This is a genomic window from Rhizobium sp. SJZ105, from assembly GCF_007828365.1.
GTDB lineage: Bacteria > Pseudomonadota > Alphaproteobacteria > Rhizobiales > Rhizobiaceae > Agrobacterium > Agrobacterium tumefaciens.
The window spans coordinates 553,330-570,604 of sequence record NZ_VIUP01000003.1 but is presented as its reverse complement, the minus strand read 5'-3'; the positions used below and the strand labels follow the sequence as shown (position 1 = coordinate 570,604).

General features: G+C 59.3%; 15 protein-coding genes and 1 tRNA gene. 5 read left to right on the top strand and 11 right to left on the bottom strand.

The annotated features are described in order from the left end of the window. Positions 1-14: 14 nt before the first annotated feature. On the bottom strand, positions 15-617 hold the full coding sequence (locus FB593_RS14810) for a J domain-containing protein (protein WP_013636453.1): 603 nt from the start codon (positions 615-617) through the stop codon (positions 15-17). Positions 618-934: 317 nt separating this feature from the next. Between FB593_RS14810 and FB593_RS14805 the strand changes: the two genes are divergently transcribed. Continuing rightward, positions 935-1,288: a nuclear transport factor 2 family protein gene (locus tag FB593_RS14805; protein ID WP_025593977.1), complete on the top strand. Its 354-nt coding sequence runs from the start codon at positions 935-937 to the stop codon at positions 1,286-1,288. 56 nt (positions 1,289-1,344) lie between these two features. Here FB593_RS14805 and FB593_RS14800 read toward each other — a convergent pair. Then, positions 1,345-1,420, bottom strand: a tRNA-Thr gene (locus FB593_RS14800). A 207-nt stretch (positions 1,421-1,627) separates the two neighbouring features. Here FB593_RS14800 and FB593_RS14795 point away from each other — a divergent pair. After that, positions 1,628-3,367 carry a sensor domain-containing diguanylate cyclase gene (locus FB593_RS14795; protein WP_112154004.1) on the top strand — a complete coding sequence of 580 codons (1,740 nt, stop codon included), beginning with the start codon at positions 1,628-1,630 and terminating at the stop codon, positions 3,365-3,367. 18 nt (positions 3,368-3,385) lie between these two features. Here FB593_RS14795 and FB593_RS14790 read toward each other — a convergent pair whose 3' ends face one another. The 5 genes from FB593_RS14790 to FB593_RS14765 form a co-directional block, all read right to left on the bottom strand. Further along, positions 3,386-4,495: an endonuclease/exonuclease/phosphatase family protein gene (locus FB593_RS14790; protein ID WP_145166710.1), complete on the bottom strand. Its 1,110-nt coding sequence runs from the start codon at positions 4,493-4,495 to the stop codon at positions 3,386-3,388. A 167-nt stretch (positions 4,496-4,662) separates the two neighbouring features. Beyond that, the gene (locus FB593_RS14785) at positions 4,663-5,691 is read right to left on the bottom strand and encodes an ABC transporter ATP-binding protein (RefSeq protein ID WP_013636457.1); all 1,029 of its coding nucleotides are present in this window, start codon (positions 5,689-5,691) and stop codon (positions 4,663-4,665) included. Next, a complete protein-coding gene (locus tag FB593_RS14780; protein WP_019565334.1) occupies positions 5,679-7,373 on the bottom strand; it encodes an ABC transporter permease in 1,695 nt (564 codons plus the stop codon). The genes FB593_RS14785 and FB593_RS14780 overlap by 13 nt, the downstream gene beginning before the upstream one ends. Before the next feature lie 9 nt (positions 7,374-7,382). Further along, positions 7,383-8,366 carry an ABC transporter substrate-binding protein gene (locus FB593_RS14775; protein WP_013636459.1) on the bottom strand — a complete coding sequence of 328 codons (984 nt, stop codon included), beginning with the start codon at positions 8,364-8,366 and terminating at the stop codon, positions 7,383-7,385. Between the two features lie 307 nt (positions 8,367-8,673). Continuing rightward, positions 8,674-9,918, bottom strand: a complete 1,245-nt coding sequence (locus tag FB593_RS14765) for a PLP-dependent aminotransferase family protein (RefSeq protein WP_025593984.1) — start codon at positions 9,916-9,918, stop codon at positions 8,674-8,676. A 265-nt stretch (positions 9,919-10,183) separates the two neighbouring features. Between FB593_RS14765 and FB593_RS14760 the strand changes: the two genes are divergently transcribed. Beyond that, positions 10,184-10,636, top strand: a complete 453-nt coding sequence (locus tag FB593_RS14760; RefSeq protein WP_003513061.1) for an RbsD/FucU family protein — start codon at positions 10,184-10,186, stop codon at positions 10,634-10,636. A 109-nt stretch (positions 10,637-10,745) separates the two neighbouring features. Then, on the top strand, positions 10,746-11,777 hold the full coding sequence (locus tag FB593_RS14755) for an endonuclease/exonuclease/phosphatase family protein (protein ID WP_145166709.1): 1,032 nt from the start codon (positions 10,746-10,748) through the stop codon (positions 11,775-11,777). A gap of 73 nt (positions 11,778-11,850) precedes the next feature. Here FB593_RS14755 and ilvC read toward each other — a convergent pair whose 3' ends face one another. The 3 genes from ilvC to FB593_RS14740 form a co-directional block, all read right to left on the bottom strand. Next, a complete protein-coding gene (gene ilvC, locus FB593_RS14750) occupies positions 11,851-12,870 on the bottom strand; it encodes a ketol-acid reductoisomerase (RefSeq protein ID WP_113472965.1) in 1,020 nt (339 codons plus the stop codon). Between the two features lie 44 nt (positions 12,871-12,914). After that, a complete protein-coding gene (locus tag FB593_RS14745) occupies positions 12,915-13,568 on the bottom strand; it encodes a TetR/AcrR family transcriptional regulator (RefSeq protein WP_003513063.1) in 654 nt (217 codons plus the stop codon). A 152-nt stretch (positions 13,569-13,720) separates the two neighbouring features. Then, positions 13,721-14,629, bottom strand: coding sequence for an AraC family transcriptional regulator (locus tag FB593_RS14740; RefSeq protein ID WP_038491507.1), 909 nt, complete (start codon positions 14,627-14,629; stop codon positions 13,721-13,723). 187 nt (positions 14,630-14,816) lie between these two features. Here FB593_RS14740 and FB593_RS14735 point away from each other — a divergent pair, with 187 nt between their 5' ends. After that, positions 14,817-15,863 carry an NAD(P)-dependent alcohol dehydrogenase gene (locus FB593_RS14735; RefSeq protein ID WP_003513067.1) on the top strand — a complete coding sequence of 349 codons (1,047 nt, stop codon included), beginning with the start codon at positions 14,817-14,819 and terminating at the stop codon, positions 15,861-15,863. A gap of 144 nt (positions 15,864-16,007) precedes the next feature. Here the strand turns inward: FB593_RS14735 and FB593_RS14730 are convergent, their stop codons facing one another. Beyond that, positions 16,008-17,273, bottom strand: coding sequence for an NAD(P)/FAD-dependent oxidoreductase (locus tag FB593_RS14730; protein WP_080798232.1), 1,266 nt, complete (start codon positions 17,271-17,273; stop codon positions 16,008-16,010). Positions 17,274-17,275 lie beyond the last annotated feature (2 nt).

Below are 17,275 nucleotides of genomic sequence, written 5' to 3'. Positions count from 1 at the left end.
CTAGGGGGAAACGGCTATTCCGCCGCCTCGCCTTTCAGCAGCGGTTCGGAGAGCGGTATGCTCTCCAGCTCGTAGGAATAGCCTTCCAGCATCGTATAGGCCTGCTCGATCGCCTCTATCTGCGCTTCCGCATTGCGGATGGCTTCGGCGATGGACTGGCTGCGCGCACGCAACATGGAACTCAAAACATCGGTCTCCGGCTTTCTGCCCAGCCGGTCCATATGTTTGCGCACCCGCGTGCGGTGACGCTCCAGTTCCAGAATGTGAAAGCGGCTTTTCAGGATATCGTCGGTCAGCTTGCGGCGCATGGCGGCCACTGGGTCGAAGCTGCCTGGCTCACGCTCGTCCAGAATGAATTCGTTGACCAGAGTTTCCAGCATCAGCAGGCCTTTGAGGTCCTTGGCATCGGCAAGCTGCGGATCGTAACCGGTATCGTCGAACACCTTGCGGCGCACCGGATCCTTCAAAAGCTCGTAAGCGGTTTGCAGGCGTGCGAATTGGTCGGTATCGCCCCCGCTGTCGGGATGGGCGGCTTTCGCCACCTTCCGGTAAGCGGACTTGATCGCCGCCTCGTCGGCATCACGCTCCACGCCAAGCAAAACATAGGGATCGATCACTAAAACACCTTCAAACGCAAACTGTTACCGCATGCCATACGACACCCCCGTGCGGCTCGCGCACAGATCATAAGCGAATTCCGCCCGCGCGGCACCCCCGCGCCGGCGCAAAAGCCCTTGATCCTCAAATTTGTCGGACCCATGGCGACTATAATCACGGGCGGGACAAAATTGTGGAAAGTCATGGCAAAACACGCCGGGCCAAGCTGCCTACCCATGCGGAAAACCGTGCAACCCGCAGGTTTTACGGTGCTTATGGTGGAACGGCTCCAACGGGTGTAAGCTTGGCTTTTGGATCTGAAGGGAGGGACGATCCGATGCCCCAAACCATTACCCAGACAGTGACGGATTATGTGCACGCCATGGCCTATGCGGATGAGGGCCTGATGCGTGATGTTTTCGATCCGCGCGCCAGCATCGTCGGGACGTTTCAGGGTGAAACGGAATGGCTCTCACTGGAGGACTTCGCCGAGCAGATACGGAAAAGCGAACGCGGCCTGCCCGATCACGACCCCGTCTTCGAAATCCTCGGCATCGACAAGGAAGGCGACAGCGCGTCCGTGAAGCTGACGACCCGTTTCGACGGCATGGATTTTAGCGAATACCTGTCCTTGCTGGAGCGCGACGGCAACTGGGCAATCGTGCACAAGCTATATCACATCAAGCCATAGGCGTTGTGCGAATGCAGGAATAATATCGGTGGAAATGGCCAAGCCATTGAAAATACTGGTGCCCCCGACAAGGTTCGAACTCGTGACCCCCTGATTACAAATCAGGTGCTCTACCAACTGAGCTACAAGGGCAATCCAGTGCCTTGCCAACTATCAGATTCTCACTTCGTGTAAAGCAAAAATTGATTGCGCGCCGTTGGGAGACCTCTTTTCCACACCGTACCTGTGGGTTTCAATCACCAGGTCGCGGCAAAAGGCCTGCAAAATAAGCGAAGTATTTACGCGATGTAGCTAAAATGGCGATAATTCATAACCATCCCACCGGGAATAACGCATCGCATGCGCGCAAGCATACAGAAAATCCAACTAACCGGTACGATCGTCATAGCGGTAAGTTCCATCTTGTTGGCAACCCTTGCCGCCCTGCCGAGCGTTTCCAGTTACTTACGCTACCGGACCAATGCGCAGCAACTCAGCCGCTTCGAAACGGCCCTCCAGTCCGCATGGCTGGTATCGGCCGAGCGTGGTCCTGCCAATAATTTGATGGGCGCGTCTTCCCCCGATGCAAAACTGGTCCAGGAGCTTGCCGCAGCGCGCAAGGCGACGGACGACAAGCTGGTGGAACTCGAAAACTCTTTTGCCGCGGAAATCAGGGCGCAGCCAGAATTGGCAAAATCGCTGGTCGATACACGCCGAAAACTGGCGCAATCCCGAGAAGCGGTCGATCAGGTTGCTGCACTTCCCGAATCCGCGCGCAGCTACACGGCAATGTCCAACGCAATTTTTGCGATGTTCAAGGCGGCGGACAGCGTCAACATGCTGCGCGGCAAGACCGCTCGCGCGATCATCAAGGTAACGCCCAATGTAGCGATCGACATCGCTATGACCGGCACGGCCGGAGTGATGCGGGACCGGATCGGTCGCCTCGGTTCCTACGTGGTCATGAGCCTGCGGGCGAACAGGCAGGACAAGCTGAGCCTCCGCGCCAAATTCGACACGGAAATACAGAGCCTCACACTGCTGAAATCGTCGCTGACGAACTACACCGCCGCTTACCTGTCCACACCACGCGTCGATGCAGCGTTTCGCGATATTGAAATCTTCTATTTCGGCCAGGCACTTCCCTATGCGCAGAATACGATTGCGATGGTGGTGCCGTCCGCGCAGCCAAGCGTTCGCGAATTCTCCGAAAACTACATCAAGGGCATGCGTTCCTCGAGCACGTTGCGCGACCTTATTCTCGCCGAAACACGGGCAAGGATAGAAAGGAACAAGGAACAGGCGTTGATCTATGGTGGAACGTCTCTCCTCCTCGCTCTCATCGCGGTTCTGGTATTGCTGCGGCTTGCATCGGTTTACAGAACGGCACTGTTCCGCCCCATGCAATCCGTCCAGACGCAGATCGCCGCAATCGCTGCTGGTGATCTTTCAGGAGCCCTGTATCAGGACAAGGCTGCTCCGGAAGTGAAGAAAATGTTCGAGGAACTGGATTTCCTGCGCGAGCAGCTTCGCCAGAAGGAAGAAATGGAAAAGCAGCAGTCCGCGCTGGCCGAACAATTACGCACGCTTTCAGAAACAGATGCCTTGACCGGTGTGTCCAATCGCCGTGCGCTGGAAAAGACCGTTCGTGCCATATTGAGCGGCGAGGAGCAGTTGCAGGCGCTTGGCGTGATGATTGTCGACATCGACCACTTCAAATCCATCAACGACCGTTATGGCCATGCCATGGGCGACCTCGCGCTACAGAAGACAGCGACTCTTTTAAGAGGCGCCCTCCGTAAAAACGATATTCTGGCGCGCTATGGCGGCGAGGAATTCGTGGTCGTGTTGCAGGATGTCAGCCACGCGACGGCGACCGCCACCGCCGACCGCCTGCGCCGGCTGATTGAAGCCCAGGTCATTGATGAACAAAGCGGGCTGTCACTGACGGCAAGTTTCGGCGTGGTCTGGCAGGAGGCACGGGCGATCAACAGTTGGGACGAGCTGATCGCAATTGCCGACGACCGGCTTTATGAGGCGAAGCGTGCGGGCCGCAACCGGGTGTGGGCGACCTATTTCCCCAAGGTAGCCAACGGCTAGGCGGCCCGGAGCAGCAGATCAGATCAGATCGAGCGTCATAACGACAGGGCAATGGTCGGAAGCCTTGGGGCGGTCCCAGCCGGTGCGCGGATAACGATCCACCTCCTGCCCCGGCGGAAAGACCGTCCGGTAAGGCTGGCCAGCGCGGATGATTTCGGGAACCCTTGTCGCATTGATCTGCGCAAGATGCGGGGAAAGCCAGATATAATCGAGCTGGCAGAGATGCTGTTCCTGTGGCCCGCGCGAATGATAGAGCGTCCAGCGATCCATGACGTCACGGCGCGACATCGGATTGGTCACAAAATCATCCGCCGTGAAGATATCTAGCGCGCTCCGCTCCTCTTCGACCGGCGTAAAGCTGTAGCCGCTGCGCCGGTCGCCGGAAATCGAAATGCGTTCCTGATAATCATTCATGTCGCCGCAGATGGCAAAATTCTTGTTGCGGGTATTGTTTGCGCCCCAGCGGTTCTCGATGATGCGGCGAACGGCCATGGCTTCCGCCTCGCGAATCGGCATGGTGGCGAGCCGGGCATCTATGGCGTCACGGGCATTGGTCATGGATTTGAAATGCGTGACGTAAAGCGTCAGCGGTTTGCCGCCGATCCTCAGATCGATTTCCAGACAATCGCGTTTGAAAATCTTGTCGTCTATCTGGTTGGTCGCGGCAAGTGCGGGATTGAAGAGGTCGAGATTGCGGTAGGTTAGCGCGACGTGGCTCTTGATGTCGATGACCTCGATCTTGTCGCCGTCTCGGGTCTGCTCGCGCATGACGACGGCGACATCGATGCCGCGGCTGTCATTGCCCTCCACCAGATATTTCTGCAGATAGCCGTTGCCGACCATGCGGTAGAGATAGCCATATTCGAAAGCCTGCAGGGCCGCCATGTTGTCGACTTCCTGCAGGCAGAGAATGTCGGCATCCGCATCCGCAATGGCCAGCGCCGAAAGTTGCCGCGTATCGTCTGTGGAAGAGACTGCCCGCGCACTTTCCAGCGCCTGATAGGTCGCCTCGTCCCTGATATCGAAAAGCTGGATCGCCCTGTCGCGCCGCGTCTGGTTGCGAAAACCGGTAAAGTCGAAACGGGTGAGAAGATTTTCGATATTGAAGGTGGCGAGCCGAAGCGACATGTTTCATTCCTGTTGCTGGAATGGGAGCTTAGCCGCTCCCGTTCGGTCTCGCCAGTGGCCAGTCGCGTCGATCAGATTTCCCTATTCACGATGTCGGATTTTATGTGCGGGGATATTCCCCACCCTCATTCCTGTGACGAGCCCAGCGATGAGGGAGCAAGCAAATGCTAAAGACGCCACGCTGCACGAATCGCAACCGGCAACCGGTCACCGACCGCAACCGATTCTCGAGAATAAGCCCGAAGCGCCTGCCCGTCCGGCAGGTCGAGACGCAAGGCATAACGCTCGCCCTCGTAGAGAACCGAGGTCACGGTGCAGGTGATTCCATCCGCATCCCGCACCACGTCCTGCGGCCGCACGAGAATATCCGCCCGTGGTAATTGCCCACCGTTATCCATCGCTGTGCGGAGCGCGTCCCAGTCAATATCCCGCGAAGAACCTTCCGGCATCGGCACGGAGAGAATGGCGCCCTGCCCCACCAGCGAGCCGACAAGACGCCCCTCGGGTCGTGCATAAAGCTCGGCGGGCGGCGCGACCTGAAGCAGCTTGCCCTGAGACATCACGGCGACATCGGTTGCCAGCGCCATGGCTTCCGCCTGATCGTGGGTGACATAGATCATCGTCGCGCCGGAGCGGATGTGGAACTCGCGAAAGGTCTCCTCCATCTCTTGCCGCAAATGCCGGTCGAGATTGGCGAGTGGCTCGTCGAGCAGCACCACATCGGGTTCGGTGACGAGGCAGCGGGCCAAAGCGACGCGCTGCCGCTGGCCACCGGAAAGCTCGGCGGGACGGCGGTCCGCAAAGCCTTCAAGGCGTACGGCTGCCAGCGCTTGGGCCACCTTCTCGCGATATTTCTCTCCGGAAATGCCGCGAACTTTCAGGGGATAGCCGGCATTGTCGGCAACCGACATGTGCGGCCAGAGCGCATAGGACTGGAACACCATCGCCATGTTGCGCCGCTCCGGCGGCACCATGCTGCCTGCATCGGCCAGCACCCGCTCGCCGAGCAGGATGGAGCCATCAGTCGGTTGCTCGAAACCGGCGATCATGCGCAGCACCGTCGTCTTGCCGCAGCCGGAAGGCCCAAGCAACGCGAGGAAACCTCCCTCACGCACCGTGAGCGAGACGTCGTCAACGGCGGGTTTCGACCCGGCCCCAAAGCTTTTCGTCAGACGATTGAGGATCAGTTTCGCCAAGGGACCACTCCTTTCGGCAGATAGCGCCCCAGAATTTCGAGCAGCAGCATGAGGAAAATCACCATGATGACGACAAGCACCGAAAGTGCGGAGGCAAGATCGAAGCTGCCGCTGTCATCGAGGTTATAGATGAGCACACCGAGCGTCTGCGTGCCGGCGGACCAAAGGAGCGCCGAAACCGTCAGCTCATTGCAGGCGATCAGGAAAACGAGGATGACGGAAGCGCCAGCCGCAGGCCCGACCAGTGGCAGGATGATGTCCTTCAACCGCCGCCAGAAACCGGCGCCCGAAAGCCTTGCCGCCTCTTCCAGCGACGGATCGAATTGCAGGAAGGCGCTGACCATCGGTTTGAGGCTGACGGCGAAAAAGGAGGAAAAATAGGCGAGCAGAATGATCCAGATCGTGCCGTAAAGCGTGATGCCGAGCAGCGGGATGGGGGCCGCGAACAAGAGGACGAAGGATACGGAAATCACCACACCCGGCAGCGCATAGGGAATATCCACCAGCGCCGACAGCAGGAACATGAAGCGGCTTTTGCCGCGCACCAGGAAATAGGCGGTCAACACCGTCACCGCAAGCAGGCAAAGGGATGTGACCGTCGCCAGAAACAGCGAGTTGCGGAAGGCTGTGCGGGTCACGCTCTGCCGGTAGAGCAGCTCCTCATAGGCGTGCATCGTAGCGGTCTTGAGACTTAGCGGCACGCCATAGGCGGGGGCAAGCGAGCTTGCCACCAGCGCAGCAAGTGGTGCGACCAGCATGAAGAACAGCACGAGCCAAAGGACAAGCTCAGCAACTACACGCCAGCGCGACAGCTTGAAAGTCGCGGCCTTGCCGGAAAGACCGATGATGCGATAGTCCCTGCCCTTCATTGCCCGCTCTTGCAGCGCAAGACCGGCCACGGAGATGATGGCGATCATGGTCGAGAGAATGGCGATATCGCCGAAGGTGCTCGCACCAAAACTGGCGAAGCGGCTGTAGATCAGCGTCGGCAGGGTGAAGATCGAGGCCGGAATACCGAGGATCGCCGGAATACCGAAATTGCCGACATTGGACACAAACGAGATCGCCGCCCCGGCGATCAATCCCGGCGTCGAAAGCGGCAGGATGATATCGAACAGCACGCGGCGAGGCGAGGCACCGGAAAGCTTGGCCGCCTCGATGCCATCCTGCGGCAAGGCCAGCAAACCAGCGCGCAGCGACAGATAGACAAGCGGCGCATGCTGCACGCCGAGCAAAAGCGCGATACCGGCAATGGAATAGAGCGGCTGCGGCGAGCCCATGGGCGGCGCAAGGCCGATGGCCTTTAAAAGCGTGCTCGACGGGCCGGTCATGCCGATCCACGACAGCGCCGTCACCTGCGGCGGGATCATCATCGGCAGCATGAAGAGGAAGCTTAAGATCGACTTGCCGCGTATGTCGCAGAGCGTCAGCGCCAGCGCGAAGCCCCCGCCGATCATGAGTGAAATCAGCATGCCGAAAAAAGAGGTGGACAGCGTGTTCAGCGCCGCATCCCAAAGGGCGGGATCAGCCAGCAATCGCCATATGTCACCGTTGAGTGACGAAACAATGCCGGTATAGGCGAGCCGCCCGAGCGGCAGGGCGCTGAGCGCAAAAACGACGCTCACCACAAAAGGAAACAGCCAGCGCGGCTGGCTGTTTCCATAGGCACTTGATCGGGACATGCCGCTATATCAGCCCTTGGAGCCGAAAATATCGGAGAAGGTCTTCAGATCCTGCTCGGAATTCTTCAGCGCGTCCGCGGCGTTGAGCGGCAGGACTTTGAGCTTGTCGCGGGCGGGGAAACCTTCCGGCATGCCAGCGTCAGCGCGCGCGGGGATGTAGCCGAGCTTGACGAAGCCCTGCTGGCCTTTTTCCGAAAGCACGTAGTCGACGAACTTCTTAGCGGCTTCCTCATGCTTGGTACCCTTGAGGATCGCGACCGGTTCGGTCACGGCCGAAACGCCCTCTTCCGGGAAGACGAACTCCACCGGGGCGCCCTTGGCCTTTTCGCGGATCGGCATGTAGTCGACGACAACGCCGTAAGCCTTCTCACCTGATGCAACCGACTTCAGCACCGCGCCGTTACCGCCGCCGGAAATGGCTTCATTGGCCTTCAGCTGCTTGTAATAGTCCCAGCCGAGGCCGTTGGCAGCGGCCAGCGTCTGCGCGTGGATCAACGCTGCACCAGAGGTCAGCGGGCTCGGCATGGTCACGAGACCCTTGGCTTCCGCCTTGGCAAGATCCTTCCAGCTCGTCGGCTTCATCGCAGCGGCAGTGTTATACATGATGCCGGTGGTGATGAGCTTGGTGGAATAATAATAGCCGTCCGCATCGTAGAGCGAGGCGTCGATGTTCTTCGCTTCCGGGGACTTGTGGGCCATAAGCTGGCCAGCCTGCTTCATACGCTCGAGTGTGACGGTGTCGGCGATCAAGAGCACGTCGGCAACCGGATTGCCGGCGCTGATCTCAGCCATCAGCTTGGCCATGATCTTCGGCGTTCCATCACGCACCCATTCGACTTCGATACCGGGATTGGCGGCCTTGAAACCATCAACGGTCGCCTGCGCATCCTCGTTCGGCTGGCTGGTATAAAGCACCAGATCGGCAGCATTGGCAGCGGTGGCGATGAAGCCGAGCGATACTATGGCGGTAAAAGCGGAAAGCAGCGTTTTCATAGGTCCAGTCCCTGTTGTTTCGTGGGACCGCTAAAACATGATTGCATAACATGTATGTGACAGGCAGGATTTTAGGGGTGTGATCTCGGTAGCCAAGGTGGAGACCGGGGCCTACCCCCCCTCTGCCCTGCCGGGCATCTCCCCCACAAGGAGGGAGATCGGCAAGACGCTCTTTCGTCACTTAATTTTCGAACGTTGAGATGGGCGAAACCTCACCACGGGTCGATCTCCCCACCTGTGGGGGAGATGTCCGGCAGGACAGAGGGGGTAAGCCGCACCCCCGTCGCTGCCGAAAACCTCGCAACCCTCAAATCGCCGGAACCACTTCGGTCGTCTCCGCCTGGGCCGTCGCGATCAACCGGCCAAGCCGCTTCATGCCTTCCTCGATCATCGCCTCATTGGCGCAGGAGAAGCTGATGCGCAGCGTGTTCGTGCCCGAGCCATCCGCAAAGAAGGCGCGACCCGGAACGAAGGCGACCTTCTCCGTTGCGATGGATTTTGCCAGCAGTGCGGCGCCATCCATGCCTTCCGGCAGGGTGACCCAGATGAACATGCCGCCTTCCGGCTTGGTCCAGCGCGTGCCCTTCGGCATGTATCTGTCGAGCGCAGCCAGCATCGCATCACGGCGGGCGCTGTAGGCAGCCTTGATCTTGGCGACCTGTTTGTCGAAGCCGCGCGAAGCGACACGTTCGATGGCGATCTGGTTGATCGTCGAGGAATGCAGGTCTGCGGCCTGCTTCATCAGCACCAGCTTGCGGATAACAGGCGCAGACGCGACGATGTAACCGACACGAAGGCCGGGTGCGAGCGTCTTGGAGAAGCTGCCGCAATAGATGGTGCGGGTGTTCTCGATGCCGCCCGAGCGGGCAATGTCGAGCGCCATGATCGGCGGAACCGCTTCGCCGTCGTAACGCAGCGACTGATAGGCGGCGTCTTCGATGACGGCGATATCCAGCTCGTCAGCCAGCGCCAGAACCTTTTCGCGGCCGGCAAGATCAACGGTTTCCCCGGTCGGATTGGAGAAATCGGCAGAGAGATAAGCGAACTTAACCGCGCCGCCGAGCTTGGCCGCGGTTTCGCGGTAAGCTTCGGGCGTGCGGTTGCCGCCGGGATTGAGCTGGTCGTAATTCGGCTCATAGGCGTTGAAGGCGGAAAGTGCGCCGAGATAGGTCGGCCAGGTTACCAGCGCGGTATCCTTCGGCGACAGGAACAGCTTGCCGAGGTAGTCGAGACCCTGCTGCGAACCGGAAACGATGAAGACGTTGTCGGCAGTGCATTCAATGCCGATCTCGGCCATTTCGCCCGCCAGCCATTCGCGCAGCGGCTTGTAACCTTCGCTCACCGAATATTGCAGCGCCGAGTTAACCTGCGAACCCGAAAAAATTTCCGCATAAGCCTGCTGGAACTCCTCTGCGGGGAAAAGAGCCGGGTCCGGAATACCGCCGGCAAAGGAAATGATATCGGGCTGCTCGAGCAGCTTCAGCAGCTCGCGGATTTCAGACGCTTTCATGCGCGACGAGCGCGTGGCGAAAATTTGTTCCCAATCAAGCATGGGTACGTTTCCTCTTGTGTCGTTTTTATGCGTGCATCTTTACAGAAATGTCGATACGTCAGCAATACTGACTTATCAGTTTTTCGAATTATTTCTGCCTCCCTGCACGTTACCCGCATTTGGGCCCGCCCTTGGCGGACAAAGCCAAATACACCCTTGCGCAAAGCTTCACAATCTTCCGTTTGCGATTGACGCGGCAAGGTTTTCCGGCTGGATTGCGGCCACGCGCCGCGACACGGCGAAAGCATCATGGGAGTTTGACGACATGCTGAAAAATATCGACCCGGCGCTGAATGCCGATGTTCTTCACGCCCTACGCGCCATGGGTCACGGCGATACGCTGGTGATTTCCGACACCAACTTCCCTTCCGATTCGGTGGCTCGCCAGACAACGGTCGGCAAGGTGCTGCGCATGGACAACATTTCCGCCGCCCGCGCCATGCAGGCGATTCTCTCGGTGCTGCCACTCGACACGCCGCTGCAGCCTTCGGTCGGACGCATGGAAGTGATGGGCGCACCGGACCAGCTGGAACCCGTACAGGTCGAAGTGCAGAAGGAAATAGACGCGGCGGAGGGAAAATCCGCCCCCATGTACGGTATCGAACGCTTCGCCTTCTATGAACAGGCTAAAAAAGCATATTGCGTCATCACAACAGGCGAGACCCGTTTTTACGGCTGCTTCCTGCTGACGAAGGGCGTCATCCCTCCGGGCAAATAAGATCGAACGGCAAATTGGGTCGCGTGCTAAACCCGTCATGACAATTTCAAGTTGTTGTGGCAAAAACTTCCACTAGGTTTTGTAAAACCAACCGGAGGTGTGAGGTATCATGACCCAATATGTCCTGGCGTTCTGGAATGTCGAAAACCTGTTTGCGCCGGAAGGTTATCCGGCGCGCGAACCTTGGATTGCCGAGCGGCTGAAGAACGATCTGAAAGGCTGGACCGAAGGTCTGTTCAAGACCAAGCTCAGGCAACTCGGTTTGATCATAAGACAGATCGGCGGCGCCGGGCCGGATCTGCTCGGCGTGTGCGAAGTCGAGAACCGTTTCGTTCTGGAGACGCTTGCGGAACATCTGAACGACCTCATGCCTGAGCGCGCCTACCGTGTGGTGCATGCAGATTCCAGCAAGGACCAGCGCGGCATCGATACGGCCTTCATCTATGACAGCAAGAAGCTACTGATCAACGAAACCGAGATTTTCAGCCATTTCGTGATGCGCCGCACCGGTACCCGCGACATTACCCAATGCACCTTCATCACCAAGGGCGGACGCCAGCTTATCGCCCTTTCCAATCACTGGCCGTCGCGCTCCGGCGGCGCGGTGGAAAGCGCTGGTTTTCGCATGACCGCCGGTGAGACGCTTGGCTACTGGCACCAGCGGATCAGGGAAGAAAAAGGAAACGACATCGCCGTCGTCGCCTTCGGCGATTTCAACGACGACCCTTCCGATGCATCGCTGCGCTATCACGCCAATTCCACCCGCGAGCGCGACGATGTCGAAAGCTCGCAATCGGCAATGTTCTACAATCTCACCTGGAACTACCTGCGCCAGCAGGTAGTAGATTCAGTCGGTACGGCAAGAACGATCTATGGCACGCTCTATTTCAACGGCGACGCCAATATCTTCGACCAGATACTCGTCTCAAGATCGCTTCTGACCGGGAGCAGCGGCTTCGCGGTGCGCGAGGAAACCGCGAAAATTGAAGCCATTGCCGCCATGGTCAGCCACAGCAAGAATGAGGGGCCGATCCGCTTCGGCCTGTCGAAAGGCGATGCAGTCAAAAACGTCAATCTCGGTGGTTTCTCCGATCACTTTCCCGTATCGGTCATTATCGAGGAAGCCGACGCCATCGTGTGATCCTAGCCAGGCGCAATGCAGAAAGGCCGGAGCTCTCGCCCCGGCCTTCCAATATTCTGTCAAGCAATGAAGCTTAGTTGACGGACTTGTCGACCAGCTTGTTCTTGCCGATCCAGGGCATCATTCCGCGCAGCTTTGCGCCGACTTCTTCGATCTGGTGGGCGTCGTTGTTGCGACGGATGCCCTTGAAGCGTGCGCCGCCAGCCTTCCATTCCTGCATCCACTCGGTCGTGAACTTGCCGGTCTGGATGTCGTGAAGAACGCGCTTCATTTCAGCCTTGGTGTCAGCGGTGATGATGCGAGGACCGGTGACGTATTCGCCCCACTCGGCCGTGTTGGAGATCGAGTAGTTCATGTTGGCGATGCCGCCTTCATAGATCAGGTCAACGATCAGCTTCACTTCGTGCAGGCATTCGAAATAGGCCATTTCCGGTGCGTAACCGGCTTCGACCAGGGTTTCGAAACCGGCGCGGATGAGTTCTACGAGACCGCCGCACAGAACGACCTGTTCGCCGAAGAGGTCGGTTTCGCACTCTTCCTTGAAGTTGGTTTCGATGATGCCCGAACGGCCGCCGCCAACGCCGCAGGCGTAGGAGAGAGCGAGTTCAAGTGCGTTGCCGGAAGCGTTCTGGTGAACGGCAACGAGGCAGGGCACGCCGCCGCCCTTCTGGTATTCGCCGCGAACCGTGTGGCCGGGGCCCTTCGGTGCGATCATGACGACGTCGAGCGAAGCCTTCGGCTCGATGAGGCCGAAGTGAACGTTGAGGCCGTGTGCGAAAGCAATCGCCGCACCGTCACGGATGTTGCCGGCAATGTCGGCCTTGTAGATGTCGGCCTGCAATTCGTCAGGCGTCGCCATCATCAAAAGGTCGCCCCACTTGGCGGCTTCGGCAACGGTCATGACCTTGAAGCCGTCGGCTTCCGCCTTCTTGACGGTCGGCGAACCGGCCTTCAGAGCAATGACGACGTTCTTGGCGCCGGAATCCTTGAGGTTCAGCGCATGGGCGCGGCCCTGGGAACCGTAGCCGACGATGACGACATTCTTGGACTTGATGAGATTGAGATCCGCATCACGATCATAATAAACGCGCATTTTATGGTCCTTCCCTAATGCTTGTCTCTGTGTGAACCGGAACCTCAGGCGACCTTGCCGCCCAGTTCCGAATGTACCTTTTCCGTGCCGTAGAGTGTTAGAAAGGCGACCACCGCCTTCTTTGCCCGGGCGGAAAAATCCTTGTCAGGCGCCTCGCCCAGCAGCATGCGCACATGCAGATCCGAAACGATGAGGCCGTAAAAACTGCGATACGCCTCTTCGGCGTCATCGAAACGCAGGTAACCCGAACGGCGACCCGCCTCGATCAACCCGCGGGCGCGGCGGTCGATCTGGCGACGGCCACGTTCCAGAAGAAGATCGCCAAGCTTGGAACCATCACGGCTCGCCTGCCCTATCGCCAGACGGTTGAGCGCCAACGACACATCGCCCGCCAGCACATCAAGCAGATCATGTGCGAAAACCTCGAGATGATCGGCAAGCTGCGGCGCAGACACGCGGTCGCCCGCCTTCTCGAAGGTGCGAACCTTGCTCTGCTGGAAGGTGATCATCGCAGCCAGCAGGCCGTCCCGGTCGCCAAACCATTTGTAGAGGCTTTCCTTGGAACAGTTGGCCGCGCGCGCAAGACCAGAGGTCGTCAGCGCTTTCTCGCCACCCTCGACCAGAAGACGCAATGCCTGATCCAGAACGGCGTTCTGGCGCGGCGAAAATTCCTGCGCTGTGATCGGGTCGGAGGCCACTTATTTCCACTCCAGAGGCTCGATTAATGTACCGTACGGTACGGTTCGAGCGCCATTTAAGCGGAGGCAGCTTGCCCGTCAAGCGCTTTCTTCACAGTGATGTACGAATTGACGCGATGCGGCAGCAGGATGCGCCGCACCATAATGCCGCTTTATCCGGACGCGCTTATCTCACGCGAGGCGTCGACGTCGCGTGAGGGCGACATCCCGTAAAAGCGGCTGTATTCCCGGCTGAACTGCGAAGGGCTCTGGTAACCGACACGATGGCCGGCCGTGCCTGCATCCAAGCGCTCCAGCAGCATCAGCCGGCGCGCCTCATGCAGCCGCAGCTGCTTCTGGTACTGAATGGGGGTCATGGCCGTGATCGTCTTGAAATGGTGATGGAAAGACGACACGCTCATGCCGATATGCTCCGCAAGTTCCTCGATACGCAGCTGGCGCGCGAAATTCTCGCGCAGCCAGGCGATGGCGCGGGCAATCCGATTGCCGTGGCTTCCGGCAGCGACGATGTTCATCAGCTGCCCACCCGCTGGTCCCGTCAGGATTCGATAGAGGATTTCCTGCTCGATCAGCGGAGCCATGGCCGCAATATCCGCCGGGCGGTCAAGCAGGCGCATCAGCCGGATGGCCGCATCAAGCAGCTCCGGTGTGGCGGCGTTCACCACGATGCCGCGCTGGCCGCTTACCGGCTCCTGAGGCCGCTCGATCGGCATGCGGCTCATAAGGTCGAGCAGCTTTTCGCTGTCGATCGCAAGCCCGATGCAAAAATGCGGTACTTCCTCGCTCGCTTCCACCACACGCCAGGCAACCGGCAGGTCGAGCGAGGTCAGAAGATAGTCGCCGGCCCCGTAATTGATGGTGTCCGTTCCCAGCTGAACGCTTTTCGACCCCTGGATCACCATTGCCAAACAGGGACGATAGCTGCCGTGGCACGGCGCGCTGGGTGTGGACCGGCGGCTGATGCCGAGGGTTTCGATTGCCGTCTGGACCTCGCCATCGCGGGTGGCATGCCGTGCGGCGATGGAGGCGATCTCCTGATAGAGATTGAACGGCATGGTCATCTGGGAAACCCTTTAGGGAAGGAAGCAGCGTGTCTGTTTGCATTATCTAGAAAGCCGGGCCAGTTTCCGCAAATAGCCCACCGCAATTTTTTGCAGGATCGTGCAAAAAGCTCGGAGGATCGCTCTAACGCCGCGGCACCCTTCCATTGCATATTCCGCCGTCCCCAACTCCCGAAAGGATATTCAGATGGCCATTGCAAGAGGTTATGCTGCGACCGATGCGTCGAAGCCGCTTACCCCGTTCACCTTCGAACGCCGCGAGCCTAACGATGACGACGTTGTCATCGATATCAAATATGCCGGCATCTGCCACTCGGACATCCACACCGTCCGCAACGAATGGAAGAATGCCGTCTTCCCGATCGTTCCCGGCCATGAGATTGCCGGTGTCGTGAAGGCCGTCGGCTCCAAGGTCACGAAATTCAAGGTCGGCGATCATGTCGGCGTTGGCTGTTTCGTCGATTCCTGCGTCGGCTGCGCCACCCGCGACCTCGACAACGAACACTACATGCCCGGCCTCGTCCAGACCTATAACGATGTTGATCCAAATACGAAGACAGCCACCCATGGCGGTTATTCCGACTCGATCGTAGTCAAGGAAGGTTATGTCCTGTCGATCCCGGACAACCTGCCGCTCGACGCTTCCGCGCCGCTTCTATGCGCAGGCATCACGCTCTACTCGCCGCTGCGCCGCTGGAACGCCGGTCCCGGTCAGAAGGTCGCAATCGTCGGCATGGGTGGTCTTGGCCACATGGGCGTCAAGCTCGGCGCTGCCATGGGCGCGGATGTCACAGTTCTTTCCCAGACCCTGTCGAAGAAGGAAGACGGACTGAAGCTCGGCGCGAAGGAATATTACGCCACCAGCGACGCCTCGACCTTCGAAAAGCTGGCCGGCACCTTCGACCTGATCATCTGCACGGCAGGTGTCGCAATCGACTGGAACGCCTATCTCGGCCTCCTGAAGCCCAAGGGCAGCATGGTCGTGGTCGGTGCACCGGAACATGCGATCCCGGTCCACGCCTTCTCGCTCATCATCGGTGCGAAGAGCCTCTCCGGCTCGATGATCGGCTCGATCAAGGAAACCCAGGAAATGCTGGATTTCTGCGGCGAGCATGACATCGTCTCGGAGATCGAAACGATCAACATCCAGGATGTCAACGAAGCCTATGAGCGCGTGCTGAAGAGCGACGTTCGCTACCGCTTCGTCATCGACATGGCATCGCTCGACGCTTGAGCCCTGGATTGGCACAAGCTCGCCACATCCGCACTCCGTCACCCCGCACTTAATACGGCGTAACGGAGGAATGGTTTGGCGCACTGACCATAAGCAAGCGCGGGAAGCCAATGCTTCCCGCGCTTTCCTTTATCCGCCCTGCCCTCAGGCCTCGTCCTTCAACGTCTCTTTCTGGGTGATCAGCCGCGCGCTGTGCTGGCCGCTGAGGTAAATCCACAGCCAGCTCCACGCCACGGCCAGCCGCGAGCGCGTTCCGATCAGGAAATAGATATGGGCAAGCCCCCAGATCCACCATGCAAGCACGCCCTTGAGCTTGAACTTGCCGAAATCGATCACCGCCGCGCGTTTGCCGATGGTCGCCAGATTACCCTGATGGCTGTAGCGGAACGGCGCGGGCTCCGGCTCTCCGGATAGCCGCGCCTTGATGACCTTTGCCACATGGGCGCCCTGCTGCTTGGCTGCAGGCGCAATGCCCGGCACCGGTTTGCCGTTTTCCTGATTGACGGCGGCCGTATCGCCGATGACGAAGATATTGGGGTCGTCTTCCAGATTGAGATGCGGCCCGACGAGAGCGCGTCCCGCCCTGTCGGCAGCGGCATTCAGCCACTTTGCAGCGGGAGACGCCTGCACGCCGGCGGCCCAGACCACTGTGCGGCACGGATAAAAGGTCTCACCCACCGTCACGCCCTCATCGGTGCAGGCCGTCACCGGTGTGCCGAGCAGAACCTCGACGCCGAGCTTTTCAAGCGCCTGCTTGGCATAGGCCGAAAGATCGTCCGTAAAAACCGGCAGAACGCGCGGACCTGCCTCGACAAGCAGCACGCGGCTCTTTCTGGTATCCACATTGCGGAATTCCGGCGGCAGCGCCTTGTGGGCAAGCTCGGCGATCATGCCCGCCATTTCCACGCCCGTCGGGCCTGCCCCGATGATGACGAAGGTCAGTTGCGCCTGCCGTTCCTCTTCGCTGCTGGCAAGTTCCGCGCGCTCGAAAGCCAGAAGCAGGCGGCGGCGGATCGTCGTTGCATCCTCGAGCGTCTTGAGGCCGGGAGCGGCACGCTCCCATTCGTCACGGCCGAAATAGGCATGACGGGCGCCGGTGGCCAGCACCAGCGTATCGAAGCCGATGACCTGACCGGAACTCAGATGCACGGTGCGCGCGTCACGGTCTACGCCGTTCACTTCCGCAAGCAGCGTCGTCACTTCCTTGCGGTCTCGGTAAAGATGGCGGATCGGCCAGGCGATTTCGGATGTCGCAAGAGCCGTCGTCGCAACCTGATAAAGCAATGGCTGAAATAGATGATGGTTGCGGCGGTCAATCAATGTGATGCGGACAGGGGCCCCCTCCAGCCCGTGTACCATTTGTAAGCCGCCGAAGCCTCCACCCACGACGACAACGTGATGTTCTTGCATGT

Coding starts and splice junctions, on each gene's coding strand:
- FB593_RS14805 (WP_025593977.1), top strand. CDS start 935: ATGCCCCAAACCATTACCCAGACAGTGACGGATTATGTGCACGCCATG.
- FB593_RS14795 (WP_112154004.1), top strand. CDS start 1,628: ATGCGCGCAAGCATACAGAAAATCCAACTAACCGGTACGATCGTCATA.
- FB593_RS14790 (WP_145166710.1), bottom strand. CDS start 4,495: ATGTCGCTTCGGCTCGCCACCTTCAATATCGAAAATCTTCTCACCCGT.
- FB593_RS14780 (WP_019565334.1), bottom strand. CDS start 7,373: ATGTCCCGATCAAGTGCCTATGGAAACAGCCAGCCGCGCTGGCTGTTT.
- FB593_RS14775 (WP_013636459.1), bottom strand. CDS start 8,366: ATGAAAACGCTGCTTTCCGCTTTTACCGCCATAGTATCGCTCGGCTTC.
- FB593_RS14765 (WP_025593984.1), bottom strand. CDS start 9,918: ATGCTTGATTGGGAACAAATTTTCGCCACGCGCTCGTCGCGCATGAAA.
- FB593_RS14760 (WP_003513061.1), top strand. CDS start 10,184: ATGCTGAAAAATATCGACCCGGCGCTGAATGCCGATGTTCTTCACGCC.
- FB593_RS14755 (WP_145166709.1), top strand. CDS start 10,746: ATGACCCAATATGTCCTGGCGTTCTGGAATGTCGAAAACCTGTTTGCG.
- ilvC (WP_113472965.1), bottom strand. CDS start 12,870: ATGCGCGTTTATTATGATCGTGATGCGGATCTCAATCTCATCAAGTCC.
- FB593_RS14740 (WP_038491507.1), bottom strand. CDS start 14,629: ATGACCATGCCGTTCAATCTCTATCAGGAGATCGCCTCCATCGCCGCA.
- FB593_RS14735 (WP_003513067.1), top strand. CDS start 14,817: ATGGCCATTGCAAGAGGTTATGCTGCGACCGATGCGTCGAAGCCGCTT.
- FB593_RS14730 (WP_080798232.1), bottom strand. CDS start 17,273: ATGCAAGAACATCACGTTGTCGTCGTGGGTGGAGGCTTCGGCGGCTTA.